We start from the raw sequence: 25,385 nt of genomic DNA, 5'->3' as shown, positions 1-25,385 counted from the left end.
GGCCGCGCGGGCGACGGGGGACCGGCGGCTACCGGTGGTCGTACGTCGCCACCGCGCGGTCCGTCCGCTTGCTCAGCCCGTTCGGGTTCCGCGTGGGCGAGCGGTCCTTCGCCCGCGCGACGAGTCCGGCGGACGCACCGGTCAGCGTTCCGGCCGCGACGTCGCGGCCGTTGGCGGCCCACACGGTGGGCGTGACGGTCCCGCGAACCATCTCCCGCAGCGTGTCTCGCGCGTCGCCCACGGCGTGCGAGAGCGTTCGACGGACCACCGTCGGGCGCACGCCGTAGTTCTTCACGAGCCGGTACGCCAGCGCGCGATACTTCCAGTCCCAGTGGCGCGTCTCGCGCCCGCCGTCGGCCTCCGCCTCCACGTCGCGGCGCGCCGCCATCGCCGGTCGCCACGTCACGTCGATGTCCATGCCGGCGAGCCGGTGGGCCGCGTCGCGCGCGCCCCCCGTCTCCAGGTACTCGTCGAAGCCGTCGAGCGACTCCAGCACGTGCGACCGGAACGCGACGTTCCGCCCGTTGAAGTACGTCACCTCCCGGTCGGCGATGGAGCGCCGCTCCGCGTCCTCGCTGGTCGCCCCGCCCTTCACCGTCCGCCGCAGCGGGCCGGTCACCACCTCCGCGCCCTCGACGAGCGCCTCGCGGGCGCTGGCGAGCCAGCCGTCCTCGACCCGGTGGTCGTAGCCGAGTAGCGCGACGGCGTCGCCGCTGGCGACTTCGATGCCGGCGTTGCGCGCGACGTTGACGTTCCGCGCCGAGATCTCCACGAGCACGTCCACGTCGTCCCGGTCGCGAATCATGCCGGTGGTCCCGTCGGCCGAGGGGCCGTTGACGACGACCACCTCGGCCCCCGGGGCGCGCTCGGCGAGCGAATCGAGGCTCGCCGCCAGCCGGTCCCGGCCGTTGAGAGTCGGGACGACCACCGTGAACTCCATACCCCCCAGTAGACGCTCGGGAACTTAAAAGGGGGGAATTCGACCGGCCGCGCGTGTCGTCGACTGGTGAGACGGGGACTCAGACGTTCAGGAAGTACACCTGCTTGCGCGCGTCCTTGAAGGAGTAGCGCGAGCCGACGAGGTCGCACTCCTCCAGCCGGTTCAGCGCGTACCGGACCGTCCGGTCGGGCAGCAGCGACTCCTCGGCGAGCTGACCCTGCGAGAGCGGAGCGTCGCCCTCCAGCACCTTCGCGACGAGCTTCGCGCTGGGGGGGAGCTCGCGGAGTCGCTCGCGGTACTCCGTTTCCGATAACAGGTCTGCGCTGTCCGCGTCCGCCGTGCTTGTGCTCATACGTCCAGCGAATCCGAGCTCAGTGGTAAAGGTTGCCTCAATACAGGGCAATATGCACCATATCATATACACATAATATGTTTCGACGACGGCAGGAACTGTGAAGTGCCGTCCGGGCGAGGACGAGACCGTGATTCCGGAGTCCTACCGCGACATCTTCGAGTCGGAGGCGTTCGCGCACATCTCGACGGTCATGCCCGACGGCACGCCGCAGGTCACGCCCGTGTGGGTCGACCACGAGGACGGGGAGTACGTGCTCGTGAACACGGCACGCGGCCGACAGAAGGAGCGGAACATCGCGCGGAACCCGGAGGTCGGCCTCTCGGTGCTCGACCCCGAGGACCCGTATCGGTACGTCTCCGTCCGAGGGGAGGCCGAACTGACCGAGGAGGGCGCCGACGACCACATCGACGCGCTGGCGCGGCGCTACATGGACGTCGAGGAGTACCCCCATCACGACGACGAGGCCGGTCCGCGGGTCATCGTCCGCATCCCCGCCGACCACGTCGTCACGAGCGGGTAACCCGGCCGCTCACAGGAACTCCGAGAGGCGGTCGAACGCCCCGAAGAGCCGCTCGGACGCCCGTCGGCTCGTTTCGGCGGCGGCACGTCTCGGCGGCGAACCGGTCCGCAGGAATAGCGTGCCGTCGAGCGTGACCTCCGCCCCTCCGGAGAACGAGGCGGACGCGAGCCCCGGAGACAGTACGCGTCCCGGTCGGTCGACTCGACGACTCGCGAGACCGACCGGGTGACGGCCTCCGTGTCCCTCCGCTCGGAGTCGCCGACGCGGACGGTCGCCCCCGGCGTGGGGACGAGTTCGTACGCCACGGGGTCGGTCCCGGCCTCGGCGACCGCGATGCCGACGAGGGACGCGTCGGGAACGAAGAGGGTCGGCCGCTCGGTCAGCAAACCGTGCTACGTCGCGGCGTCGGTCCGCCGCGAGACGTTCCGCCGCGTGAGTCGCGGAGCGTCGACCGACGGGACGACCGCGTCGGAGCCGTCCGGGTCGACCACGGTGGCCGGGTCGCCGCCGCCGCCGACGTCCCGACCGGCCACGTCGACCGCCGCGTGTGCTGCGCAGTCGCCCGAGAACCGAACCGTGTCGAGCGCGACGTCGTACGGCGGGGCGGACCCGTCGTGCCGGAGGTAGTCGGGACTGACCGCTCCGGGGCGCTGCGCCTCGATGGCCGGTGCGCTGGTGTCGCCCCGCACGTCGATAGTCGCCCCTTCGGAGAAGGGAGAGCGCCCCGCGTCGGGTCGGACGACGACGTCGGTGTTCGGACCGACGTCGTCGAGACGGAGGGGGTCGTCCCGTCCGGCGTCGTGCCGAGGTCGTCGACCGCGTGGAGCGTCGTGTCGTAGCTCGGGTCAGTCATCGGGTCGACCCGCGACACTCGGAAGTGGTGCCGTGGAGTGGACGGTCGTGGGGGGCATACAGTAATTATTCGGCCAGTAGGTTGACAGCGTGATGTGTCTTCTGCCGGGCGAGGCGCGCGTACGTCGTCCGCCACTCTGCCGAGCGTGCCGTCACGGGCGGGTGAGCAGGTCGTGCCACGTCGCTGCGTCGACCCGCGTCGAGACGCCGCGCTGGACGAGTCGCGGGCGCTCCCCCGGGAACGTCCCGGGACCGCCCGACGCGGTCACCACGGCGGGGTCGCCGCCGACGCCGACGTGACAGTCCATGAGCGTGCAGTCGCCGTCGACGACCCGGAACCCGTCGCGGTCGTCGTCGAACGCGACGAGCGTCCGCCGCGCGGCGACGTCCCGACCGGTCACGTCGACCGCCGCGCGCGCGTTCCCGTTCCCGTTTCCGGAGAGGCGAACCCTGTCGAGTGCGACGTCGTACGGCGGGTCGGGTTTGGCGTGTCGCGCGTAGTCGGGGCCGACGGCGCCCGGTCGGTCGGCCCTGATAGCCGGTGCGCTGGTGTCGCCCTGCACGTCGACGACAGTCCCCTCCGAGACGGAGAGCGCACCCGCGTTCGGTCGGACGACGACGGCCCCGTGCCCGGTCGGGACGTCGCGGACGACGACGACGGAGTCCGCGATGCGCACCCGGCCCGGCGAGTCGAGCGCCGCCTCCTTCGCTTCGACCCAGACCGCCCGGAGGTTGAACGCTCTCGACTCGAACCACGGTTCCCGCGGCCCGGTGTACCGTTCGGCGTCCACTCCGACGACGGTACGCCGTATCTCGCAGCCGTCGGAGCCGAACCGGAGTGACGCGATATTGTTGTTCCAGAACGCGCTGTCCTCGACGACGATGCGGCCCGGCGCTTCCGACCCGTACACCCCGTTGTTGCCGAACTCGGCCGCCCGGCAGTTCCGGACGCGGAGCGTACCGACGTGCTGGGAGCCGACCCACATGAACGCCCGCCCGTCGCCGTTCTTGTACCGCGCCCACGCCGACCCCTCGAGGGCGGTGACGTTCCGGACGGTCCCCACGCCGTCGGGGTCGGTGACGGCGAGCGAGAAGCAGTTGGTGACCTCGCTGTCGGGGTGCGTGCCCCGGCCGCGGAACTCGACGTCCCGAACGTCGAACGCGTCGGCCCGGACGCCGAGTCCGGTGACGCCGTCGGAGACGTCGATGTCGATGCCCTCGAACGCGAAGTACTCGCAGTCGACGGCCACCAGACGACGGTTGTGACCCGGCGGCAACACCAACACCGGGGAGGCCCCCTCCTCGGCCCGGAACCGGAGCGCTCCCTCCCCGAGCACGGTCGTCCCGAGGACGGCGAACTCGCCGTCCGGGACGACGACGTCGGTGTTCGGGCCGATCTCATCGGCGTCGAACCGGATGGGGACCGTTCCGTCCGGCGTCGCGCCGAGGTCGTCGACCGCGTGGAGCGTCGTGTCGTACCTCGGTTCTGTCATTGTTCAGGCGACGTGTCGGGTAGAGTGCGGGTGATTGTCGCGTGACGCGCGTGTCGTGTGGTCCGGAAGGAGGCGAGCCAGCGGGATGTGGGTTTCGTCGACGCGGGCGGAGTCGGCGACGCTCGGCGGAGCGATACCCCGCGACGGTCGAACCGACCGCCGAGAGATCGCTCACGACCGAGTCGGGTCGGGACCGCCCGCCCTCGCGACGTCCGGCGCTGCTGTGCCCGGTCGAACCGGCGACCGGTGGGGAGATTCCAGCACGGTTTTACCCCTCGGGCGTGCAGGCGGTGATAGCGTGAAAGGGCAGGAGTGGTACCAGGCCGACGCAGTGGCCGAGGAGTACGACGCCAAGCGGTTCTCCAAGGGCGGCCGTCTCATCGACCGACGGGAGAAGGAGGCCGTATTGAGCGCGCTGGGTCCGGTCGAGGGCGAGGACGTGCTCGAAATCGCCTGCGGGACCGGCCGGTTCACCGCGCTGCTGGCCGAACGCGGAGCCGACATCGTCGGGCTGGACATCTCGGACGCGATGCTCGCACAGGGCCGCGAGAAGGCCCGCCGCGCGGGCGTCGCGGACCACATCGAGTTCATCCGCGGGGACGCCGCGCGACTCCCGTTCCCCGACGACCACTTCGACACGGTGTTCGCGATGCGGTTCTTCCACCTCGCGGAGACGCCCGCGAAGTTCCTCGCGGAGATGGCACGCGTCTCGAAGCGGACCGTGTTCTTCGACACGTTCAACGACGGTTCGCTCCGTCTCCTGTACAACTGGGCGCTCCCGATGGGGTCGCACCTCTACTCGCGCGAGGACGTGGAGCGCCTCCTCGACAGCGCCGGCCTCCGACTCGACGCGGAGGCGCACGACTTCGTCTTCCCCTACGGGTTCTACCGCGAGGTACCGAACGCCATCGCGGACCCGGTCCGCGGCGTCGACACCACCCTCGGGGACAACCCGGTCGGGCGCAAACTCGCGTCGGTGTCCTACTGGACCGCCCGGGTCTGAGACGGCGGTCGGAGCGGTTCGCCGACAGGTAGGGTAACCCTCAATCACCCGCGAGAAGGAGCGACGCCACCACCCCGGTCGCGACTCCCCCGAGCGTCAGCGCCGCCCACGGCCGGAGGCCGAGTCGACAGCCGAACCGGGGGGCGGTCGTGACGGTGGACGTGGCGACGCCCACCGCGAGCGTGGTCGCCGCGAACCGGCGCGAGAACCGCGGGGGTCGCCCGTCGGCGCGACCGGGTGCGAGGAGCGCGACCGCTCCGACGAGAGCCACGACCACGGCTACCAGTTCTGGGAGTCCGGGATACGGACGAGGGAGGACGGCGAACCCACCGGCGTCGCAGAAGCCGGACACGTCCGACCGACGACGCGGCGGCTGGTAGCCCTTCCGGGCCGGCGACTGCGGGACCGGCGGACGGGGGCGGTCCTACAGGTCCTCCTCGATGACCTCGCCGACGGCGAAGTTCGACTTGACCTCGGCGACCTCGATCTTCACCCGTTCGCCCACCTCCGCGCCGGGGACGATGATGACGTACCCCCGCTCGACGCGGGCGATGCCGTCGCCCTGCTTGCCGAGGTCCTCGATCTCTACGTAGCGTATCTCGCCGGGTTCGACCGGCGGCTGCGGGCCTTCACTCACGGTTCCGGTCGCGTCCTCGTCGCCGGCGCTCTCGTCCTCGACGGCGCGCGAGATGAGCGCGACTCGGTACACCTCGCCGGGCGTCACGCTGCCGGTTTCCACCTCGCGGCGGGGGACCTCGAGCAGGTACCTGTCGTCTTCCTCGCGGACGTCGGCGCTGAACAGACAGAGGAGTTCGTCGGAGATTTCCACGGATATAGACCTCTGTCACCGTCCTTCGGACGGGAGAACAAAATACCTACCGCCGCTCCGGCGCGGCGTCGCTCGCTTTCGGACCGTCGTTCCCGTCTCACTCGCGGGCGTCGGGGGGGTCGACTGACGTCCCGTCGGGACGCTTCGCCCCCTCGGAGTCGTGGACGGCCACCTCGCCGACCCCCGTCTCGACCGGGACGTAGTTGTCGCGCACGCCGACAGCCTCCTCCAGTTCCCGTACGGCGCGCTCCTTCAGCGCCCGCGCCAACTCCTCGGCGTCCGCGCGAGAGATGTCGCGCCCGAGGCCCTCGCACTCGTGGGCGCGGACCATCCCGTCCCCGTTGTCGGGTTCGCCGACTTCCGGTTGCCCCTCCAGGGCGACGCTGTCCACCGCCTCGCCCATCGGCTGGCTCGTCCCGTCGAACGCGACCGAGAACGGGTACGTCTCGCAGATGAGCGGGCGGTCCTCGTGGACCGTACACGCGCCGACGCCGTCCGTCTCGTCGTAGAAGACGCAGTCGCCGCAGGCGTCGGTCTGGAGCGCCCACTCGAACGTCTCCCCCTCCGGGCCGTCGTCGCCCTCGGTCAGCCCGTACGGCATCGGCCGCGCGACGTCCCGCCACTCACGCGAGACGTCGGCCGAGCGTGAACGCCGAGGAGCGTCGTTCCGAGGCGACTCGCGCGACGCGTCCGGCGAGTCGGCGTCGTCCCCCGCCTCCTGCAGGGTGCGAACCTCGTCGGGGAACACCGTCGCCGTGTGCGGTTCCGGCTCCCCCTCTGCGGTCGTCTCGCCCTTGCAGCAGGCCCCGCAGCGGGTGCACTCGAAGCCGATGGACTCGACGGCGTCGGCCAACTCGCTCACGTCGAGTTCGCGCGCCCGCGCCAGTTCGGTTTCGAGCGTCTGCACGCCTGGAGGTGGGGGACGCGCGCCCAAAACGCCGTCGGGTCCCCCGCGCTCTGGACCGCTCAATAGCGCCCCCGACCGCTCTTAGCGACGGTTAAGGCCCCCCGTGGGAGTTGCCTACTCGATGTCGGCAGAGCCCGACCGTCAGACCGAAGGGGACGGGACGCCCGACCCCCGGTTCGCCGCGCCGACCGGCCTCCGCGCGACCGTCGTTCGCTACGAGGGCGAACCGAACCGGTGTACCGTCTTCCCGTCGGACGCGGACGAGGGGGAAATCGTGACCCACTGGCTGAGCGCGAACGCCGACTGTTTCGTCTCGCTGGAAGAGACGAGGTAGTCCGTCGGGCGCCGACCCGAGCGGTCGACGCCCGCTCGCCGCTCACGGTGGGGTGACGCGATCCGCGTCCGGGTCCCACCGGAGGCGCCGTTCGCGCGCGAGTTTCTCCAAGTGCGCGCGGACCGTCGCTCGCGCCAGGTCGCGGACGCCCGTCAGGTCCTTCTCGTAGGCCGCCGCCAGCACGCCGTCGACCGACCGCGCGCCGCTCTCGACCGCCGCGAGCACCGCCCGCTCGCGGGCGAGTCTGTGCTCCAGCAACCGCGCGCAGGTCTCGCGCGCGTCGTCGACGACCGGCCCGTGACCGGGGTAGAGCCGCGGCGGGTCGCGGGCGTGAAGCCGCCGGAGCGCCGTCAGGTACGCCCGCATGTCGCCCTCGGGCGCGGCGACGACGACGCTCCCCTCCGCGACGGCGACGTCGCCGCACAGCACCCCGTCGGGCGTCTCGAACCCGACGTGGTCGGGCGCGTGCCCCTGCAGGTCGAGGACACTCGCGGGGCCGACGCGGTCCCCCTCGGCGAACGTCCGGTCCGGGTCGACGCCGGTCGCCGCCGAGAACGACGCCTCGCGGCCGCGGCGCGCCCACACCGTCGCCCCCGTCTCGGCGGCGTAGTCCGCCACCGCGCCGACGTGGTCGGGGTGGGTGTGCGTGACCGCGACGTGCGCGACGTCGGCTCCGTGGACGGCCTCGTCGAGGGCGTCGGTCCGCGCGGCCGGGTCGACGAGGAGCGCCCCGGCGTCGCTCCCGCCGTCCTCGGTCGCACCGGTCACCACGTACGCGTTCGTCGTCCCCGTCGGCGCGCGCGTCTCGACCGGGACGGGGACGCGCTCGACCGGCATCAGTCGGCCCGCTCGGGCGCCGCGTCGGGGCCGTCGACGCCGGGCACCTCGGCGGCCGCGAACCGCGAGAGGTCGATGCCCGCCACCTCGCTGGCTTCGGCGGCGTCGGCGTACGGCCGGTTCACCACGAGGTCGCCCGCGGTCCCGCTCCCGATGCCCGGGACGGCGGTGAGTTCGTCCATCGACGCGGCGTTCACGTCGAGCGGGTACGGCACCGCGGTCACCGAGCGGTACCCCCAGTCGACGACGGCGACGTCGAGCGTCCGCCCCAAATCGCGCTCGCCCGGCAGACCCACCAGGATGGGGTAGGTGCCGAGTTGCCGGCCGAACGTCGTCCCCTCTTCGTGGTACTCCAGGTGGACGTCCGGGAGGACGGTCCCGCGCGGCATCACCCGTTCGAGCATCGGCCGGTCGACCGTCTCGCGCACCTCGCGCTTGTACTCCTGGAACTGCTTCTTGTGTTCTCGCGCCAGCCGCGCGCCCGTCTCGGCCATCTCCGTCCCCTCGAACGCCATCACCTGCCGGATGTTCACCCGGCGGAGCAACAGCCCCTCCTCCAGTACGCTGTCGAGGAACGTCCGGTTGTGCTCGAACGTCTCCTCCGTCTCACCCTCCAGCCCGTGGACGAGGTTGATGCCCGGAAGGAGTTTCGGGAGGCGGCGCGGCGCGTCCGCGCCGTAGCTCGGCGCGTCCTCGCGGGCCTCGCCGGGCCGCCGGCCCGCCTCCTCGTTGACGACGCGGACCGCCTCCAGACACTCCTCGGCGCTCACGAGGAGGTTGTTCGCCTCGCGCACCTCGGGGTCCGCCGACTCCAGCCCGAACGCCGCGGTATCGCCCGGCGTGTTGTACTCGGCGATGACGCGGATGGCCTCGCGGGAGGCCCCCGGGTAGTCCGTGATGGTCACGGGGTTCATGTTGTCGAGGTGGAGGGTGTCGAGGCCGGGCGCCACCTCCCGGATGCCCGCGTACAACTGCTGGAGCGCATCGGGGTTCGGTGCCTCGCCGTCGCCGCCGAACGCGAGGATGTCGGCCTGCCGGCCGAGGCGGAAGTGGCTCACCCCGTGGTCCGAGAGCGCGTCCACCTCGGAGACCACGTCGGGCGCCGTGCGGAAGTCGGGGTTCCCGTACATCGGCTCGGTGCAGAACGAACAGCGGTACGCACAGCCCCGGGAGGTCTCCAGTTCCGCGATGAGGTAGTCGGGGTGGTTCGGGTGCTGTTCGACGACGAACGCGCCGAGGCTCGACCACCGGGCCACCTCGTCGTAGTCGCGGATGCGGTCGCCGTACCCCTCCAGTCCGTTCCGCACGAGGTCGTGCGCCGCCGCCTCCACGTCGCCCATCGAGACGAAGTCGTAGTCCAAGTCGTCGCGCTGCATCTCCTGTGCGCCGGCGTTCTCCTCGCCGACGCCGAACCGGACCGGCCCGCCGAGCAGTGTGACGCCGTCGGCCGTCCACGCCAGCTTTCGCACCTCGTCGGGTTCCGCGGGCGTCCCCCCGACGTACTTGCCGGGGACGGTCATACCGCCGACGTAGACGAGGAGGTCCGCGTCGGCCACGTCGGCCCACTTGCGCCGGTCGTCGCGGAGTTCGTCGATGGTGTGGTAGGTGACCGCCGACTCCGGGACGCCCGCGTCGACGAGCGCGCCCGCGGTGAACCGCGGGTACGTCGAGACGTACGGCGGGACGCCGAAGTGGGCGGGTTCGTCGACGTAACCGTCGACGATGGTGACCGCGAGGTCCGCGGGGTCGGGGGATGGGCGGGCCGATGCGCCGTCGCCGCCGGACTCTGGCACGGTCATGGTCGTCCGGTTCTGGGTGACCGAGCGGCTAAAGCCGTGCGGTCGCGGGACGTGGTGCGCGGCTCACGGAGTCGTGTCGCTCACGGCGCGCGCGGGTCGAACCGTCACTCGTGTCCGCCGCGCCACTCCAGGTAGTTCCGAACGCCGACGACGCCGTTCTTCGCGTGGGTCGCCGTTCGGTAGTCGAGGCCGTCCTCGCCCGCACCGAGCAGGACCGCGTCCTCGTGGGTCGCGGCGAGTTCCCCGTCGAGTTTCTCGAGGAGTCGCTGAAGCCGCCGCACCTCCTCGGGAGTCAGCCGCTCCGGCTCCGAGCGTGCGTTGGCCTTGTTCACGTGTGACACACCCGCACGGCGGTTCGGTATCCACGACCGTATGTGTTGTCTCGACCGGGAGATGTGGGCAACAAGTCGGTATCCGACCCCGAACCGAGCGCACCAGCGGCGCACGGGCCGGCGACGCGAGGGCAGTGGACCCAGACCGTCGCGCGGGGCGTGGTGGCGACGGCGGGGCTTCGACCGATGCTCCCCACGCCGTTTATCACCGGCGGGGCCCTAGCGTCGCGTATGCCCGCCACGAAGGAACTCATGTGTACGAGCGACGACTGCGAACTCGACATGTTCGAGAACCACTACACCTACGACATCGCGGACGACCACGGGGTCTCGGACCTGTCGTGTCCGCTGTGCGGGGGGACCGACTGTCTCGAGGAAATCGAGCTGTGACGATGAACGAGAGCGACGGCGTGGACGACCTCCGCGAGTTCGGCCGCTCGGCGATGAACACCGTCCTCGACCGGGTCGGACGCGGCGTGAGCAGGGTACAAGAGCGGACGCCGCTCGCGTACGACCTGCTGGAGTCGCCGGACGCGTACCTCGTCGTGTTCGACGCGCCGGGCGCGACGGACGGCGACCTGCAGGTTCGGTTCCGCGAGGGGGCGGTCGAGGTTCGTATCGACCGGTTCCGCGACTTCCACGAGGGGTTCGACATGCGCTTCCCCGGACGCGGCCTCTCGCTCGACGGCCGTGCGGAACTCCCGCACGACGCCGCCGTCGACCCCGACGGTGCGACCGCCACCCTCTCGAAACACGGGACGCTCCGCGTCCGGATCCCCAAGTCCGAGGCGGACCACCGGGTCGTCGTCGAGAACGAGGAGACGGGCGTGTCGAGGGAGTCGAGCGCGGACGACGGTCCCGAGCGCATCGACGTCGGCGACGCGAGCGGCGTCGACGACACCGACTTCGGTGACGGGGACGACGAGGCAGCCCTGTCGGAGGACGGTGACGGCGGCGTCGCACCCTCGGAGAGTAACGACGATGAGGACGAAGCCGTCCTGTCCGACAGCGACGACGACCACGGCGACGGCGAGAGGTAGCGACGCGACCGAGACGAGACGCCGAACCCCGCGGCTACGCCCGGTCGTCGCTCCGCTCCGCGTCGACGGCCATCCCTTCTCGCACGGCGAACGACTCGTCACCGTCGAAACGCGCCGGGTCGAACGGGCCGATTCCGTCCCCCGCCCCGAGCACCTGTCGCGCGATAGCCTCGCCCGTCGCCGGCGCGCGCATGAACCCGTGGCCCTGCCACCCGGCGGCGACGTACAGCCCCTCGCCGAGTTCGCCCAGCAGCGGGTCGCCGTCCGGCGTCGCGGTGCAGAGGCCGGCCCACGCCCGTTCGACCGCGGGGTCGTGACCCGCGCGGCGGCGGAGCGCCGTCGAGCAGTCCGAGACGAACCAGTCGTCGGCGTCGCGGTCCCAGTCGTCCGGGTCGGCCTCGACCGGGACGGTGCCGTCGCCGCCGAGCAGACCCGACGGGTGGGGGCGGAAGTAGACGCCCGCCGAGGCGTCGTAACACATCGGCCCGTCGTACGAGCGGGCGCTGACCATCGCCTGCACGCGGTACGGCTTCAGCGGAATCGGGACGCCCGCGTCCGCGAGCAGGCGCTTGGTGTGCGCGCCCGCCGCGACGACCACCGCGTCGTACTCGTCGACGCCGCGCCGGGACCCTCGGTCGCCGTGTGCCGAGCCGCCGTCGCCCACGACGCCGAGCGGGTCCGTCGAGACGGCGACCGGTGCGTCGGTCCGAACGTCGGCGGCGGCGGCTTGCACCCGGTCGGCCATCGCCTCGACGTACGCGGTCGGGTCGGTCCAGCCGGCGTTCGTCGCGACGGCCGCGACGGCCACGTCGCCCGTCCGGAGCGCGGGGAACCGAGCCGCGAGCGAGTCGGCGTCCAGTGTCTCGACGGACCGGCCGTGCGCGCGCATCCGTTCGGCGGCGGCCTCGATGGCGTCCGCGCGCGCGTCGTCGCCCTCGCGCGCCAGCATCACGTACGGACACGCCTCGAAGGAGAACCCGCCCGTCCCGGAGAACTCCCGGAACCGCTCCATCGCGCGCGCGCCGACGGCGGCGTCGACGTCCTCCGCGTACGCGTCGTAGAGGACGCCCGCCGCTCGCCCCGACGCGCCCGAACCCGGCGCTCCCCGCTCGAAGACGGTCACGTCCGCACCGCCGGCCGCGAGGTCGGCCGCGGCGGTGAGTCCGACCGCGCCGGCCCCCACGACGGCGACCCGCTCGCCCGTCATCGGTGCGGTTCGGGCGTCAGCGCGTCGAACGGTCGGTCCGCCAGCCAGCCGACGAGCGCGTCGAGTTCGGCGGTGGCCCGCTCGTACAGTTTCTCACCCTTCTCGGCGCTCCCCTCGGTCGGCTCGCCGACCGCACCCGACTCCGAGAAGTCCGCGGTGTCGAACCCGACGTTCGCGCCGTGGACCGACCGGCCCCACGCCTCGGCCGCGCCGGCCTCGGCGTCCGAGAGCGCGGCCTCGCGGACCAGGTCGGCAGCGACGTGAGACACCATGCTCGTCTCCATCGCGTCGGCGTGGCCGATACCCCCGCTCCCGAACAGGTCCTCGTCGAGGCCGTCGAGGCTCGACCACCAGTTCCACGGCGCGGCGAACGCGATGGCGTCGGCTCGGAGTCGGCGGGCGGCCCGCGAGAGCGCGTCCGCGTTGCCCCCGTGTCCGTTGGCGAGCACCACCTTCCGGACGCCGTGGGAGGCGACGCTCGCGACGATGTCGCGCACGTAGTTTTCGAACGTCTCCGGTTCCGCCCAGAGCGTCCCGTCGAACTGCCGGTGGTGCGCGCTCACGCCGACGGGAACCGTCGGCAGGAGCACCGCGTCGTCGCGGTCCACGCCGCGCGCGACGGCCTCCGCCGCGAGGAAGTCGGTGCCGAGCGGGAGCGCCGGGCCGTGCTGTTCGACCGACCCGGTCGGGAGCACCGCCACCTCCACCTCGTCGGCGAACAGGTCCCCCGCCTCCGTCGTCGTCAGTTCGTGCAGGGTTCTCACACCGTCCGGTTCGCTCGGCGGGACGTAGGCGTTCGGGTGGCGGTCGCCCCCCGCGGGCGCGGCCGTTCGAGACGGCGCGGCCGCTGGGCCGACGACCGCCCCCTACGTGATTCGCGCCAGCCGCCGGTCCATCTCCTCGTCGGCCCACGCCGCGAACTCCTCGAGTGGGTCGTCGCAGTACTCCGCGTACTTCTCGACGAACCCCGAGACGCCGAGGAACGTGACCGCCTCGTAGACGGGACGGCGCTCCCCGAACCCGTCCGGGAGGCTCCCGGCGCGCTCGCGGTAGCCGCCGTGGAGCGCCGCGACGAGTCGTTCGTCGGCCGCCTCCCGGACGCCGCCGAGCAGTTGGCGGCGGGCGCGGACGAGTTCCCGGCCGGGGTCGCCGACGTGCGACAGTTCCCAGTCGAGGAGACCGACGCGCCCCGGGGCGCGAACGAGGTTCGGTCCGGCCGGGTCGCCGTGAACCAGCGCCGCCGGCGCGCCGTCGAGCAGTCCGCGGTTGGCCTCGACGGCGTCGGCGACCGCGTCGAAGTGGACCCCGAACCGGTCGCTCGGGCTCGACGCCCGGACCGCCTCGACCTGGTCGACGAGCACGTCCGTCCACGAGCCGTGTTCGACGTCGAGGCCGGCCGCGCCGCCGCCGCCGACGCGGCCGTGTGCGTCGAACTGGTCGGCGTGGAGCGCCGCGAACGTCCGGCCGACCGAGTGAATCAGATTCACCCGTTCGCCGCCGGCGTCCGCCCACACGCGGTGGAACGGCCGGCCGTCGAGCGGCGCGGTGGCGAGGTAGGGCACCGGCGCGTCGGCGTCGGCGGCGACCACGCGCGGGACCGGTACCGTCTCGACCGCGGCGACGTAGTCGAGGACCGCTCGCTCGCGGGCGACACGGGAACCGTCGCCGTCGACCGCGACCTTCAGATACGCCGCCCCGTCGTCGGCGAACGCGACCCCGACGGTGTGGTTGCCGTCGTTCCACGAGGGCCCCGTCGCCTCGACCCCGTCGACCGTCCGGTCCGGGAACGCCGCGTCGAGCGCGGTCGCCACTCCGTCGTTCACACCCACCGGTTCAGCGCGCGGACGAAGGCTCTTCGGACGGTGTGCGAACGAGTGTCGCGGACGAGGGCGAGGGGACCCAGTCGGCCCGCCGCCTACCGGAACGTGGCGACGCCCGCGGCGGGGTAGCCGACCACGAGGTCGGCGCCGGCCTCCTTCAGGGCGGCGACCTGCTCGCCGACGGCGTCGGGGTCGCCAACCAGCGCGTACTCGCGGACCGCCTTGCTCAACACCTCGCGAGCGCGGCCCGTCGCGCTCGCGTCCGTCGCGGCGCCCCCGGGGAGCGCCTCGCGGACGGGCTTGCGGCGGGCGGCGTACGCGCCGACGGCGTCGAGCACCGCGTCCTCGTCGTCGGTGGGGACGGTCGGGGCGTAGACGGCCACGTCGCCGTCGAACCCCGCGGTCCGGAGCGCGCGCAGGTCGCGCTCGGTCGTCCGGGAGAGCAGTTCGTACTGCGTCCCGCCGGCGGCGAGCGCGACCCGCTCGATGCCCTCGGTGCCGACCCAGGGGTCGGCCGACGCGCCGACGGCGTCGCCGAGTCGGGGGGCGACGGCGCGCCGTCGCTCCTCGTCGGTGAGGTACGCGGGGTGGCCCGCGACGAGCACGCGCCCCACGGCGTCGGGGAGCGCCCGGGAGAGCGAGTCGTCGCCGCGGGGGTCGAACCCGTCGGCGCGGACGGGCGTCGTCAGCCGGACGGTCCGGTCGCGCGCGAGGTCCGCGAGCGCGTCGAACGCGGGGAGCGACTCCCGGCCCTCGTAGTCGACACACACGAGTTCGAACGGGAGGTCGACGGCGACGCGCACGTCGCACTCGGTCGGTTTGAGCGCCACCCCGTCGAGACCGGTCCGGGCCGCGGTGTCGCGGACGCCGCTGCCGGCCGACTCCGCGGTCTGGTCGCCTCTGTCTACGGCTACACCGTCGTCGCTGTCGAAATCCGTGTTCATCGAACTCATGTGCGGGCGGCACCCTCGCTGGTGGTCGTCGCGGTCGATACGGTCGCTACTCGCGAGACTCGGCGTACTCGGGGAGAACTAGGACGGTCGCGGAACGCGATCCATCGCCTGTGCGGCCATGGAGGTACCGAGTCGCGTCGAGTAGATAAACGTGGCGCTCGTGTCAGATACGACGACTGGTCGGCGTCACCGGACAAGACTTACCACTCGAAGTACCGAACGCGCGGCGCGTGGACCTCGGTGACCTCGGTCCGGAACGGCTGACGGGCGGGGAGGGACAGGACGACGGCGTCATGGGCGGCAAGAGCGCGAAGACCGTCGGAGTGCTGCTCGCGTTCCTCGCGCTGCTGTTCGGCGCGCTGGTCGTCGCGAGCTACGTGTAGGCTGAGCGCTCAGTCCTTCCACTCGCCGAACTCCCCCTCGCGGAACTCCCCCTTCGCGCGCCGCTCGCGCGGCCAGAACGCGAGCGCGAGGAGCGCGAGCGAGAACGCGGCGACGAGTCCCACGACGACGGGACCGGGTACGACTTCGATGGCCGCCGAGTCGAGCCACGACTGGCGAGGGGTGAACACGGTGATGCGGAACGCCCACGCCGCCAGCATCACGCCGAACAGCGGGAGGTAGACGTGGCGCAGGCGGTTCGCGAGCGCCTCCCCCCACGGAACCTTCAGCGTCGGCCGGCGGTAGTCCTCGCTGAGTTTCCGCCGCCAGTCGCGGTGGACGACGCCCGCCGACGGGTCGAGCGCGTTCGCGACGAGGTTCTGCTGGATGATGCGGATGCGCGAGCGGTACACGTCGTAGTCGCGGTAGCGCCGGGCCTCGATGCCCGCGAACGCCGCGAGCATCACCACCCCGACGAGGAGGACGTAGTGGGGGTTGTCCGGACTGGAGAACGCCCACGTCAGGATGGCCGCCATCACCGTCACCGCCCACGTCGTGGTCTGGTCGAGCCGCGAGCGCCACGTCGTCTCCTGGTCCATCTCCCCCCGGTAGGTGTGCGCCATCACCGACCCCAGGCCCGTGCTCTCGTCGACCATCTCCCGGCCGATCTCCCGCTCCTCGGGGGCCTCGGGGTCGAACGTCCCCGCCTCGTCGCTCGTGTCGTTCACGCGAGAGAGAGGACGCCGACGCCGATAAGGGGGACTGCAGGCGACCGCAAGGCGCTCGCTCGCCGTGTGCCGGCCCGACTGGCGGACGCGGTCGCGTCGAACCCGAGGGGGTCAACCCGGGAGGTCCGCGTCGGGGTCGACCACGCGGTCCACCTCGGCGGGCATGCGCCAGTCGGTCGCCAGTTCGAGCAGTTGGACCAGCATCCGGGCGGTCACCCCCCAGACGGTGTAGCCGTCGACGCGGAAGAAGTGGATTCGGACGTCGCCGTAGTGGGGGTGGTCGCGCCGCTCGGACTCGTAGTTCGCCCGGTCGGTGAGCGCGGGGACGGAGAGGACGGCTATCTCGGCCACCTCGGCGTCCGAAGGGACGTACTCGCGGTCGGGAATCGTCCCGACGAACGGGGTGACGACGTACTCGGAGATGGTCTCGACGTCGTCGAGTCTGCCGACCACCTCGGCCTCCTCCGGGCGGAGACCGATCTCCTCGTTCGCCTCGCGGAGCGCCGTGGCCTCGAGGTCCGCGTCGCCCGACTCGGCGCCGCCGCCGGGAAAGCTCATCTGTCCGGGGTGGTTTCCGAGGTGGTCGGCGCGCTTGGTGAAGAGGACGTGTGGGGTTGCGTCGCGGTGGAGGACCGGCGCGAGCACCGCGGCGCGGCGCTCGGCGTCCGCGATGGGTGCCGGCGTGTGCCGGCCGACCCCGTCGAGGTTCATACCTCTCATCGCGGTTCGACGCTCTTCAACGTTGCAGTCGTCCCCACCCGCGCGACCGGCGACCGGACCGAAGACCCAAGGGCCGGTCGTCGAAATCCCGCGGCGATGGACGAGAAGGAGGCGGGTCGACGAGGGTACGACCGACTCGCGGAGACGTACGCCGAGCGACGCGCCGAGGACGAACGCGGGGCGACCGTGCTGCGCGAGTTCCTCGACTCCCTGTCCTCCGACCCGAGTCGCGTCCTCGACGCCGGGTGCGGGCAGGGGACGCCCGTCCTCCGCCGGCTGAACGGGGAGGCGACCGGCGTCGGCGTCGACTTCTCGCGGGGGCAACTCCGCCTCGCCGCCGACGCCGTCCCGAACGCGTCGCTCGTGCAGGGAGACATGACGACGCTCCCCCTCCGGGACGGCGCGTTCGACGCGGTGACCGCGTTCGACTCGCTCATCCACGTCCCCCTCGACGACCACCGGACCGTCCTCGACGAGTTCGCTCGCGTCCTCGCGCCCGGCGGTGGCCTCCTCCTCTCGGAGGCGCCGGCGGAGACCGAGCGCACGACCCCCGACTGGCTCGGCGCCGGCGTCGAGATGCGCTGGAGCATGGCCGGCGCGGACGCCACCCGGCGTCAACTCCGCCGCGCGAGGTTCCGGGTCGTGAACGAGTGGGAGGCGCCGGACGTGCCCGCCGGAGACCGCCCGCAGCCGCCGTTCTTCGCGGCCCGGCTGGAGCCGTGAGGCCCGCGAGGCGGCTCTCCTCACTCCTCGGCGGCCGCCTCCGCGACGTCTGCCTCGACGGCGGCGGCCACGTCGCCGGCCGAGACGGGCGCGTCGCGCCACGGCGGGAGGCGGTCGTCCGCGCCGGGCGGGCTGACGGCGTCGGCGTACGTCTCGACCTGCCGCCGCTCGTCGGCCGAGTCGTACGACAGGCCGTTGAACGCCGCGTCGGTCGCGTACGACCGGACGAGCGCCTCGCCCGCCTCCCGGTAGCGCGACGGGAGCGTGTCGTACGCCGGGTCGACGCCGTGCTCCTCGACGGCGCGCAACAGCGTGTTCCCGACCGACTCGCTCATGTCCGAGAGGCCGGCCGGTCCCGAGACGGCGCGGTGGTCGTGCTCGTAGCTCCCGAGGTCGACCTGCGCGCACGCCTCGACGCCGACGGCGTCGTACGCGCCCGCGAGCGTTCCGACCTCCAGCCCCCACGTCCGCGGGACGCGCAGCGACGCGACCACCTCGCGCGTGGCGGCGAACTCGCCGGCGAGCGCGTACCGGAACGCGTCGAGGTACCGGAGGAACGGGGCGTCGTGCGCGTCCGACAGCGCGCGGACGAGCGGCGCGTAGAACAGGCGGAACAGCCGGCCGTACAGCCGGTCGTTCTCGACGCGGGCGTAGTACCCCTTCGAGAACGCGAACTCGCGTGTGAGCGGGAACAGCAGGCGGCGGACGTACTCGCGCGAGTACGACGCCGTGTCGGCGTCGTGGACGACGACGAACTCCGCCGCGTCGACGGCGAGCGCGCGGCCGAGCGCGAGCCACACGTCCCGGCCCTTCCCTCGCTCGCCGTTCAGCCCCGCCGAGTCGAGCAGGTCGACGAGTCGGGGGCCGTCGCACCAGACCACGTCGAGCGCGAGGTCGAACCCGTCGAGCCACTCGCGGACCGCCGTCACGCTGTCGGGCGAGGCGCGCAGGGGGACGACCACCCGGGCGGGGTCGACCGCCTCCAGTTCCGAGAGGACGCGTTCGGCCGCGAGGCCCGCGTGCTCGCGCTCCGTCATGGGGACGACGACGGCCGCGCGGCCCGCGGGCGCGTCCGGGGTCGAGCGTCCGAGGTCGTGGAGCGTGGTGACGCGTTCCTGGACGTACTCCATCGGCCCGACGCAAGGGAGTACGGAGCATAAAGGGAGCGTCACGCGGGCGGGGAAAGAGCCATACGCCAGCCACGCCGACGGGGCCGTATGTCCAAGAGTCTCGAAGAACTACAGGAGTTGGCCGACCGGGAGGTGGGCGGCGGGTCGGCCGAGTCGGCGGAGGACGAGGAGCGGGAGTCGACCCGGACCGCCGACGCCGACGGTCGGCGCTCCCGGCTCGGCCGCTCGCCGGTGAGGCCGAGGGGACTCCTCGTCTCGTTCGTCGTCGCGGCCGCCGGACTCGTCGCCGGCGGGGCGGTCCCGCTGCTCGGCGGTCTCCTCCAGTACGTCGGGCTGTTCGCGGCCGCGTTCCTCCTCGGCGCCGTCCGGTCGAGGCGGGCGTACCTCGAGACCGGTATCGCCGGCGCGGCCGCGTCGGGACTGCTGTTCGTCGCGAGCACCCTCACGTCGGTGAACGTGCTCGTCGGCGCGAACCTCCTCTCGGAGTACGGGTTCGCGGCGACGGGCGTCGCCGTCGCGGGTATCGGCGTCACCGCCGGACTGCTGCTGTCGCTCACCGGCTACTACTTCGGGCGCGACCTGCGGGACGGGCTCACGCGGGATGTGGGGTAGGCCGACCCGGGTCACCCGTCGCTCAGGCGACCTGCCACGCGTCGCCGCGGTTCGAGAGCAGGCCGCCGTCCGCGAGGCGTCGCAGTCCCTCCTCGACCGACTCGCGGTCCGCGCCCACCTCCGCGGCCACGGCGTCGACGCTCCCGTCGGTGCTGACGACGGCGGCGAGCAGTTCCGCGAAGAACCGCGAGTCCGCGTCGACGCCGAGCCGTTCGTTCAGCCGGTCGAGCACGTCCGTCATCCGGCCGTGGACCCAGCGCTGGGCCAGCGAGAGTTCGTTCTCCAGTTCCTGAAGCCGGTCGAACTCGCTCGCCAGGTCGCCGATGGCGGCGCGTGAGTCGTCCTCCCCGGCCGGGAGGTCGAAGTCGATGCGCATGTGTGGACACCGGCCGCTGATGTCGAGGCTCGGGTTCGCCGGATAGGCGCTCTTGGTGCCGAACCCGTGCCGGGAGACGTTCACCTCGAGGCGGACGTCCCGGGCGATGTGGAAGTACTTCCGGCGACGGTCGTCGGTGTGGCTCTCGATGAGCCCCGCGTCCTCGAGTTTCCGGAGGTGGTCGATGACCGCCTTGGGGGACACGCCGAGGTACTCGCTGATCTCCGTGACGTAACACGGCTTGTGCGAGAGCAGCCGGAGGATGCGCCGGCGGTTCTCGTTGCCGAGGAGATCGAGCAGTACCGCGGAGTCCATACACGTGAGGTAATCACCCAGCAGGTAAAAGGTGTTCGCCGGGCGTCCGTGCGGTCGACCCACTCGCGGACGGGCGACCGCGAGGCCGTGCGACGGCCGCTCCGTCGGGCGGGAGCCGCTCGCCCGTCACCCGTCCCCCCGGGAGCCACCCGGGAGCAGCGCCGCGGCGGCGGCGACGGCGACCACGGAGGTGACGAGGCTCCCGAGCGCGAGGAGGCCGCCGGGGTCGTAGCGCACCGGCGGGTAGTTCGCGAGCGGGAGTCCCAGGAGGAAGCCGTAGTCGAACAGGTCGTTCGCGAGCGCGAGCAGGCCCGCCGCCGCGAGCGCCCGCCGACTCGTCCGGCCGACGTGCGCGACGAGGACCGCCTCCCCGATGAACGCGAGGTGGGTGAAGAGGATGCCCCAGTACGCCCACAGCGAGTCGGCGTCGAAGCCGACGTACAGGTCGTTCGGCAGGTCCGGGCGGACGAGCGGGACGTTGAGCGCGAGGAACGTCCACAGCCCCGTCTTCACCAGCCAGACGACCGCGAGCGTCGAGAGCGCGCCGAGCAGTCGCGTCCGCGGCACCTGCGAGAGCCGTCGGCCGGCGAACGGGACCAGCGCCGCGAGCACGAGCGTGCCGTACGCGATGGCGGTCGGCGAGTCGGCGTACAGCGGCCACGCGAACGTCGCGACGGGCGGCATCGTCGCGACGTAGTAGCGGACGCCCACGAGGAACGCCAGCGCGTTCGCGACCAGGAGCAGCGCGAGCGTCCACGGCGTCGTCAGGTAGAACGTCGCCACCTCGCGCGGGATGAGGTCGTCCGGGTCCACGGCCGGTGTCTAGCCGGCCGCGTCATAGCCCTCCCGGTCGGGGTCCGACGCGCGGGGACGGTGCGGCGGCGCGAGCGGCCTCGTCGGCGGCCGGCGGAGCCGACGGGTGTCGAACCGGCGGCACGGACCGCCACCGCTATACGCCGCCCACCCCTCCCACGGACACTCACAAGATGGCCACCCGCTCGTCCCTGCGTGCGCTGTTCGACGGCGACGGCCTCCCCCCGGCCGACGACCTGCCGTGGTACGTCGCCCCCCTCCCGCGGTGGCTGGAGAACTTCGGCCTCCGCCTCGCGGCGCTCATCGCCGGCGTCAACCTCGTCGGTACCGCGTTCGGCTTCTGGTACTACGGCTTCCACCCGCTCCCGCTGTCGGACCCGCTGATTACGGGGCAGTTCGCCGGCGAACCGCCGCTGTTGTGGCCGCTCGTCCCCGACAGCCCCGTCGCCACCATGTTCATCGGGCTGGCGCTCGCGCTCTGGTGGCTCGACCGGCCGAACGAGTACGTCACCGCGCTCGCGTTCTTCGGCTGTCTGAAACTCGGCCTCTGGACGCCGTACGTGCTCACCGTGTTCGCGGACGGCTTCCTCGCGGGGACGGCGCTCCCGATGTACGCGTTCCTCCTCACCTCCCACCTCGCGATGTCCGTCGAGGCGTTCCTCCTCCACCGCTTCTCGTCGTTCCCGGTGCGGGCCGTCGCCGTCGCTGTCGGCTGGTACCTCCTGAACGACGTCGTGGACTACTTCGTCCCCCTCCTCGGGACGCCCCACCACACGCTGGTGCCCGGGCAGACGTACGACGCCGCGCTCGGTGGGTTCACCCACCCCGCGTCGACCCACTACCCGGCCGCCGCCGGCGCGGTGGTGCTCACCGTCGCCGCGACGTTCCTCGCGCTCGCGACCCGGGTGGAGAAACTGGAGGCGGACGCGGCCGCCGAGGCCGACACGCCGGGCACGCGGGAGAGCTAAACCCCGGGCGACCCACCGGACCCCATGAGCCTGTACGACGCCGTCGCCGACCTCCCGCTGACCGTCGAGTCCGTCGGACTCCGGCGGCGCGCGCGAGACACCTCCTCGGGGTTCGAGCGCGTCACGACGACGTTCCGCCTGCGCGGCGCGGGCGAACTCGGTCGCGGCGAGGACGTGGCGTACGACGCCGCGGACCACGACGCGCTGTTCGGGGAGCCGATAGACGGGACGGGCGACGCGGGCGACGACTGGCCGGCCGCCGTCGACTTCGCCGACGAGCTGGCGGGCGAGTGGACGGTCGGCGAGTTCTCGGAGCACCTCGACGGGGTGGACCTGTTCCCGGTTGACGCCCCCGAACGGGAGACAGCGCGGCCGTACCGCCGGTGGGCCGTCGAGAGCGCCGCACTCGACGCCGCGCTCCGACAGTCGGACACCCACCTGGCCGCGGTCCTCGGCCGGGAGCGCGACCCCGTCGAGTTCGTCGCATCGACCCGACTGGGCGACCCGCCGACGACCGAGCGAGTGGACGCCATCTCCGCCCGGGTTCCGGGCATCGGGTTCAAACTCGACCCGACGAACGACTGGACGGACGAGATAGTCGAGGCGCTCCCCGACGACCGGGTCCGCATCCTCGACCTCAAGGGACTGTACGAGGGCACCGAGGTGGACCAGGAGCCGGACCGGGCGTTCTACGAGCGGATGCTCGCGGCGTTCCCCGACGCCGTCGTCGAGGACCCCGCGTTCACCGACGAGACGCGCCCGCTGTTCGACGGCGAGGAGGACCGCGTCTCGTGGGACTACCCCATCACGGGCGTCGAGAGCGTCGAGGCGCTCCCGTTCGAGCCGCGGTGGCTCAACGTCAAGCCGTCCCGGTTCGGGACGGTCGAGTCGCTGTTCGAGACGCTGGAGTGGGCCGACGCGCGCGGCGTGTCGCTGTACGGCGGCGGCCAGTTCGAACTGGGCGTCGGCCGGTCGCACCTCCACCTGCTCGCGTCGCTGTTCTACCCCGAGGGGCCGAACGACGTGGCCCCCGGGGCGTACAACGACCCCGAGGTTCCGGACCGCCTGCCCGCGGGGCCGCTGTCCCCGTCGCCCGCGCCGCGCGGGTTGGACTTCTGAGAGGGAGTATCGGACCCACCCGGAGTGAGCCGCTCCGCCCACCGGGCCACGTCGAACGACTCTCCGACGAGAACTCCTGAACTCCTACGGGACTCCCTCCGAGCGGCGGTCGGTCGAGAACCGGCCGGTTCGGCCCGGAGCCGGAGCCTTTTGGTCCGGTTCGCCAACCACGCCCCATGACACTCCAGTTCACCGTCGACGACGCACTCGACCTCCGGACGGTGGCCGCCCCGGCGTGGAACGACGACGCGACCCGCGCGGGCTACCTCCGGACGGGCGACGGCGAGACGCGGTTCGCACACGGGACGGGCGACGGCGACCCGACGGTCCTCGACGTCGAGGGAGCGTCGGGGTTCGACTGGCGACCGGACCACCCCGACGAGGCCGCGGTGGTCGCCGACGGCGACGTGCTCCTGTTCGACGCGGGCGCGGACGAGGCGCGGTCGCTCGCCGCGGCGGACGCCGGTCACGCGAACCCGACGTGGGCGGACGCGGAGACGCTGCTGTACGTCCGCGACGGCGCGGTCTGGGAGCACGGCGTCGGGGAGGGGAGCGTCCGCGAACTGTTCGACGACGTCCGCTCGACGCCGTTCGGGGCCGCGCCGCTGGCCGTCTCGCCCGACGGGCGGTTCCTCGCGACGGTCCGCGACGCCGACCCGGACGGCGGGCCGGGCGAACTCCTCGCGTACGACCTCGCGGCGGGCGGGCGGGCGTGGTCGTGGCGGCCCGACGACGGGCGCGTCGTCCCGGCGTACGACTGGGCCGACGACGGGACGCTGGTGTACGCGCTCGACGAGACGGACGCCTCGGCGCGCCGCTACCGCGCGGTCGACGTGGCCGCGGCCGACGCGGGCGACGCCGGCGAGACGCTGCTCTCCGAGGAGAGCGACGTGCTGTCGGTCCAGCCCGACCCGGTGGGGAGCGGCGACGGCCACGTCGCCCTGCTCTCTGACCGGGACGGCTACGCGCACCTCTACCTCGTCGACGTGGCCGCGCGCCGCGCCGCGGTGACCGGCGAGGGGGAGGACGACGGGGACGCCGACCCCGGCTACGACGGCGACGGGGTGGTGCAGGTGACGTCGGGCGCGTTCGAGGCGCGCGGCGACGCCCTCGACACGCCGGCGTGGTCCCCCGACGGCGAGCGGGCCGCGTTCGTGACGAACGAGGCCGACCCGGGCGAGCGTCGCCTCCACGTCGCCGACCGCTCGGGGGACGTCGAACACGTCGCGGACGCGCCGGGTAACGCGCTCCGCCCCGACTGGGGCGCGGACGACCGCCTGCTGTGCATCCGCGCCGGTCGGACGGACCCGGCCGACGTCTGCGTCTACGACCCGAGCGGGGCGGCGGCGAACGACGGCGACGCCGAGGGTGCGAGCGCGGGGGGCGACGCGGACGCGAGCGGGTTCGCGCGGGTCTCGGACGCCTATCCGGAGCGCGACCGCCTCGCGTCGTTCCCCGACCCGGAACCGGTGTCGTTCGCGGGGACGGGCGGCGAGACGGTTCGGGGGTACCTCTACGCGCCCGACGACGCCGCTCCGGGTGACGAGCGGCCCGCGGTGGTGTGGTGTCACGGCGGCCCGGTCAGGCAGATGCGCCGCGGCTTCCACCACATGCGCTCGTACGGCCAGTTCCACCTGTTCGACCACGTCCTGCTGTCGCGCGGCTACGTCGTCCTCGAACTCAACTACCGGGGCGGCATCGGCTACGGCCACGCGTTCGAGCAGGGTATCGCCGGTGCACTGGGCGTCGACGAGGTGGACGACTGCGTCCGCGCGGCCGCGTTCCTCCGCGACCGGCCGGAGGTGGGCGACCGTGTCGGCCTGTGGGGGCTGAGCTACGGCGGGTTCCTCGCGAACGCGGTGGCGACGAAGACCGACGCGTACGACGCCGCGGTCAACTTCGCGGGCATCTGGGACTGGGCCGCGTGGGTGGAGTACGCCGCCTCGTTCGGGTGGGGGGCCGCCCGACGGTTCGCCGCGCAGTTCGGCGGCTACCCCGACGAGGCGGGGACCGACCCGGCGTACGAGCGCGCCTCGCCGTACGCGTACGCCGCCGACCTCGACACGCCGCTGTTCGCGCTCCACGGCACGGACGACCCGAACGTGGACTTCGAGCAGATGGACCTGCTCGTCGACGACCTGGTGGGGCGGGGGCTGCCGTTCGAGATGGCGTACTACCCCGAAGAGAACCACATGTTCGAGGACCCCGCCACGTGGCGCGACGCCCTCGGGCGCGTGCTGCCGTTCCTCGACGACCACCTCGGGGAAGAGCGGTAGGCC

30 protein-coding genes are annotated in these 25,385 nt (G+C 72.7%); 11 read left to right on the top strand and 19 right to left on the bottom strand.

Annotated elements, in window-relative coordinates; translation table 11 throughout:
* Positions 1-28: 28 nt before the first annotated feature.
* Together AC6RUA_RS14190 and AC6RUA_RS14185 are read right to left on the bottom strand one after the other, a co-directional pair.
* The gene (locus tag AC6RUA_RS14190; protein ID WP_499813651.1) at positions 29-940 is read right to left on the bottom strand and encodes a glycosyltransferase family 2 protein; all 912 of its coding nucleotides are present in this window, start codon (positions 938-940) and stop codon (positions 29-31) included.
* A gap of 79 nt (positions 941-1,019) precedes the next feature.
* Positions 1,020-1,292, bottom strand: coding sequence for a MarR family transcriptional regulator (locus AC6RUA_RS14185; RefSeq protein ID WP_499813650.1), 273 nt, complete (start codon positions 1,290-1,292; stop codon positions 1,020-1,022).
* Between the two features lie 130 nt (positions 1,293-1,422).
* Here AC6RUA_RS14185 and AC6RUA_RS14180 point away from each other — a divergent pair, with 130 nt between their 5' ends.
* Positions 1,423-1,815, top strand: coding sequence for a PPOX class F420-dependent oxidoreductase (locus tag AC6RUA_RS14180; protein ID WP_499813649.1), 393 nt, complete (start codon positions 1,423-1,425; stop codon positions 1,813-1,815).
* Positions 1,816-2,207: 392 nt separating this feature from the next.
* Here AC6RUA_RS14180 and AC6RUA_RS14175 read toward each other — a convergent pair whose 3' ends face one another.
* Both AC6RUA_RS14175 and AC6RUA_RS14170 read right to left on the bottom strand, forming a co-directional pair.
* Entirely contained in the window at positions 2,208-2,504 is a 297-nt protein-coding gene (locus AC6RUA_RS14175; protein WP_499813648.1) for a hypothetical protein, read from the bottom strand.
* Positions 2,505-2,819: 315 nt separating this feature from the next.
* Positions 2,820-4,160 carry a hypothetical protein gene (locus tag AC6RUA_RS14170; protein ID WP_499813647.1) on the bottom strand — a complete coding sequence of 447 codons (1,341 nt, stop codon included), beginning with the start codon at positions 4,158-4,160 and terminating at the stop codon, positions 2,820-2,822.
* A 298-nt stretch (positions 4,161-4,458) separates the two neighbouring features.
* Here AC6RUA_RS14170 and AC6RUA_RS14165 point away from each other — a divergent pair, with 298 nt between their 5' ends.
* Complete coding sequence (locus AC6RUA_RS14165) at positions 4,459-5,163, top strand: class I SAM-dependent methyltransferase (protein WP_499813646.1); 705 nt, start codon at positions 4,459-4,461, stop codon at positions 5,161-5,163.
* A gap of 40 nt (positions 5,164-5,203) precedes the next feature.
* Here the strand turns inward: AC6RUA_RS14165 and AC6RUA_RS14160 are convergent, their stop codons facing one another.
* The 3 genes from AC6RUA_RS14160 to AC6RUA_RS14150 form a co-directional block, all read right to left on the bottom strand.
* Complete coding sequence (locus AC6RUA_RS14160) at positions 5,204-5,515, bottom strand: hypothetical protein (RefSeq protein ID WP_499813645.1); 312 nt, start codon at positions 5,513-5,515, stop codon at positions 5,204-5,206.
* A gap of 72 nt (positions 5,516-5,587) precedes the next feature.
* A complete protein-coding gene (locus AC6RUA_RS14155; RefSeq protein WP_499813644.1) occupies positions 5,588-5,992 on the bottom strand; it encodes a TRAM domain-containing protein in 405 nt (134 codons plus the stop codon).
* A gap of 97 nt (positions 5,993-6,089) precedes the next feature.
* The gene (locus AC6RUA_RS14150) at positions 6,090-6,899 is read right to left on the bottom strand and encodes a YkgJ family cysteine cluster protein (protein WP_499813643.1); all 810 of its coding nucleotides are present in this window, start codon (positions 6,897-6,899) and stop codon (positions 6,090-6,092) included.
* A gap of 121 nt (positions 6,900-7,020) precedes the next feature.
* On the opposite strand from AC6RUA_RS14150, the gene AC6RUA_RS14145 reads away from it, so the two are divergent.
* Positions 7,021-7,233 carry a DUF7511 domain-containing protein gene (locus AC6RUA_RS14145; RefSeq protein WP_499813642.1) on the top strand — a complete coding sequence of 71 codons (213 nt, stop codon included), beginning with the start codon at positions 7,021-7,023 and terminating at the stop codon, positions 7,231-7,233.
* A 42-nt stretch (positions 7,234-7,275) separates the two neighbouring features.
* Here the strand turns inward: AC6RUA_RS14145 and AC6RUA_RS14140 are convergent, their stop codons facing one another.
* From AC6RUA_RS14140 to AC6RUA_RS14130, 3 genes are all read right to left on the bottom strand, one after another.
* The gene (locus AC6RUA_RS14140) at positions 7,276-8,070 is read right to left on the bottom strand and encodes an MBL fold metallo-hydrolase (RefSeq protein WP_499813641.1); all 795 of its coding nucleotides are present in this window, start codon (positions 8,068-8,070) and stop codon (positions 7,276-7,278) included.
* Positions 8,070-9,869, bottom strand: coding sequence for a radical SAM protein (locus AC6RUA_RS14135; protein WP_499813640.1), 1,800 nt, complete (start codon positions 9,867-9,869; stop codon positions 8,070-8,072). The genes AC6RUA_RS14140 and AC6RUA_RS14135 overlap by 1 nt, the downstream gene beginning before the upstream one ends.
* 104 nt (positions 9,870-9,973) lie before the next feature.
* Positions 9,974-10,201, bottom strand: coding sequence for a hypothetical protein (locus tag AC6RUA_RS14130; protein ID WP_499813639.1), 228 nt, complete (start codon positions 10,199-10,201; stop codon positions 9,974-9,976).
* Positions 10,202-10,432: 231 nt separating this feature from the next.
* On the opposite strand from AC6RUA_RS14130, the gene AC6RUA_RS14125 reads away from it, so the two are divergent.
* Together AC6RUA_RS14125 and AC6RUA_RS14120 are read left to right on the top strand one after the other, a co-directional pair.
* On the top strand, positions 10,433-10,591 hold the full coding sequence (locus AC6RUA_RS14125; RefSeq protein WP_499813638.1) for a DUF7559 family protein: 159 nt from the start codon (positions 10,433-10,435) through the stop codon (positions 10,589-10,591).
* Between the two features lie 20 nt (positions 10,592-10,611).
* Complete coding sequence (locus AC6RUA_RS14120; RefSeq protein WP_499815453.1) at positions 10,612-11,241, top strand: Hsp20/alpha crystallin family protein; 630 nt, start codon at positions 10,612-10,614, stop codon at positions 11,239-11,241.
* Between the two features lie 34 nt (positions 11,242-11,275).
* Here the strand turns inward: AC6RUA_RS14120 and AC6RUA_RS14115 are convergent, their stop codons facing one another.
* The 4 genes from AC6RUA_RS14115 to AC6RUA_RS14100 all read right to left on the bottom strand — a co-directional run bounded on the left by AC6RUA_RS14115 (position 11,276) and on the right by AC6RUA_RS14100 (position 15,221).
* On the bottom strand, positions 11,276-12,448 hold the full coding sequence (locus AC6RUA_RS14115) for an NAD(P)/FAD-dependent oxidoreductase (protein WP_499813637.1): 1,173 nt from the start codon (positions 12,446-12,448) through the stop codon (positions 11,276-11,278).
* Positions 12,445-13,212 (bottom strand): creatininase family protein, encoded by a 768-nt coding sequence (locus tag AC6RUA_RS14110; protein WP_499813636.1) that lies wholly within the window; start codon positions 13,210-13,212, stop codon positions 12,445-12,447. The genes AC6RUA_RS14115 and AC6RUA_RS14110 overlap by 4 nt, the downstream gene beginning before the upstream one ends.
* Before the next feature lie 102 nt (positions 13,213-13,314).
* Positions 13,315-14,271 (bottom strand): phosphotransferase family protein, encoded by a 957-nt coding sequence (locus AC6RUA_RS14105; RefSeq protein ID WP_499813635.1) that lies wholly within the window; start codon positions 14,269-14,271, stop codon positions 13,315-13,317.
* A 92-nt stretch (positions 14,272-14,363) separates the two neighbouring features.
* Positions 14,364-15,221 (bottom strand): DUF7388 family protein, encoded by an 858-nt coding sequence (locus AC6RUA_RS14100; RefSeq protein ID WP_499813634.1) that lies wholly within the window; start codon positions 15,219-15,221, stop codon positions 14,364-14,366.
* 230 nt (positions 15,222-15,451) lie between these two features.
* Between AC6RUA_RS14100 and AC6RUA_RS14095 the strand changes: the two genes are divergently transcribed.
* Positions 15,452-15,604, top strand: a complete 153-nt coding sequence (locus AC6RUA_RS14095; RefSeq protein WP_499813633.1) for a hypothetical protein — start codon at positions 15,452-15,454, stop codon at positions 15,602-15,604.
* 9 nt (positions 15,605-15,613) lie between these two features.
* On the opposite strand, the gene AC6RUA_RS14090 is transcribed toward AC6RUA_RS14095, so the two are convergent.
* The gene (locus AC6RUA_RS14090; protein ID WP_499815452.1) at positions 15,614-16,258 is read right to left on the bottom strand and encodes a DUF2270 domain-containing protein; all 645 of its coding nucleotides are present in this window, start codon (positions 16,256-16,258) and stop codon (positions 15,614-15,616) included.
* 183 nt (positions 16,259-16,441) lie between these two features.
* Positions 16,442-17,041: an NUDIX hydrolase gene (locus AC6RUA_RS14085; protein WP_499813632.1), complete on the bottom strand. Its 600-nt coding sequence runs from the start codon at positions 17,039-17,041 to the stop codon at positions 16,442-16,444.
* A 105-nt stretch (positions 17,042-17,146) separates the two neighbouring features.
* On the opposite strand from AC6RUA_RS14085, the gene AC6RUA_RS14080 reads away from it, so the two are divergent.
* On the top strand, positions 17,147-17,773 hold the full coding sequence (locus tag AC6RUA_RS14080; RefSeq protein ID WP_499813631.1) for a class I SAM-dependent methyltransferase: 627 nt from the start codon (positions 17,147-17,149) through the stop codon (positions 17,771-17,773).
* Between the two features lie 20 nt (positions 17,774-17,793).
* Here the strand turns inward: AC6RUA_RS14080 and AC6RUA_RS14075 are convergent, their stop codons facing one another.
* Positions 17,794-18,903, bottom strand: a complete 1,110-nt coding sequence (locus tag AC6RUA_RS14075) for a glycosyltransferase family protein (protein ID WP_499813630.1) — start codon at positions 18,901-18,903, stop codon at positions 17,794-17,796.
* Positions 18,904-18,990: 87 nt separating this feature from the next.
* Here AC6RUA_RS14075 and AC6RUA_RS14070 point away from each other — a divergent pair, with 87 nt between their 5' ends.
* On the top strand, positions 18,991-19,515 hold the full coding sequence (locus AC6RUA_RS14070; RefSeq protein WP_499813629.1) for a DUF8526 domain-containing protein: 525 nt from the start codon (positions 18,991-18,993) through the stop codon (positions 19,513-19,515).
* A 22-nt stretch (positions 19,516-19,537) separates the two neighbouring features.
* On the opposite strand, the gene AC6RUA_RS14065 is transcribed toward AC6RUA_RS14070, so the two are convergent.
* Positions 19,538-20,206: an ArsR/SmtB family transcription factor gene (locus AC6RUA_RS14065; protein ID WP_499813628.1), complete on the bottom strand. Its 669-nt coding sequence runs from the start codon at positions 20,204-20,206 to the stop codon at positions 19,538-19,540.
* 126 nt (positions 20,207-20,332) lie between these two features.
* Positions 20,333-21,019 carry a DUF1405 domain-containing protein gene (locus AC6RUA_RS14060; protein ID WP_499813627.1) on the bottom strand — a complete coding sequence of 229 codons (687 nt, stop codon included), beginning with the start codon at positions 21,017-21,019 and terminating at the stop codon, positions 20,333-20,335.
* A gap of 173 nt (positions 21,020-21,192) precedes the next feature.
* On the opposite strand from AC6RUA_RS14060, the gene AC6RUA_RS14055 reads away from it, so the two are divergent.
* The 3 genes from AC6RUA_RS14055 to AC6RUA_RS14045 all read left to right on the top strand — a co-directional run bounded on the left by AC6RUA_RS14055 (position 21,193) and on the right by AC6RUA_RS14045 (position 25,382).
* Positions 21,193-21,987 (top strand): DUF1405 domain-containing protein, encoded by a 795-nt coding sequence (locus AC6RUA_RS14055; RefSeq protein ID WP_499813626.1) that lies wholly within the window; start codon positions 21,193-21,195, stop codon positions 21,985-21,987.
* 24 nt (positions 21,988-22,011) lie between these two features.
* Complete coding sequence (locus AC6RUA_RS14050) at positions 22,012-23,106, top strand: enolase-like domain-containing protein (RefSeq protein ID WP_499813625.1); 1,095 nt, start codon at positions 22,012-22,014, stop codon at positions 23,104-23,106.
* Between the two features lie 176 nt (positions 23,107-23,282).
* The gene (locus AC6RUA_RS14045; protein ID WP_499813624.1) at positions 23,283-25,382 is read left to right on the top strand and encodes a S9 family peptidase; all 2,100 of its coding nucleotides are present in this window, start codon (positions 23,283-23,285) and stop codon (positions 25,380-25,382) included.
* Positions 25,383-25,385 lie beyond the last annotated feature (3 nt).

It is taken from the genome of Halorarum sp. SLYT50, from assembly GCF_059821265.1.
This window is presented reverse-complemented; position numbering and strand designations above follow the sequence as displayed.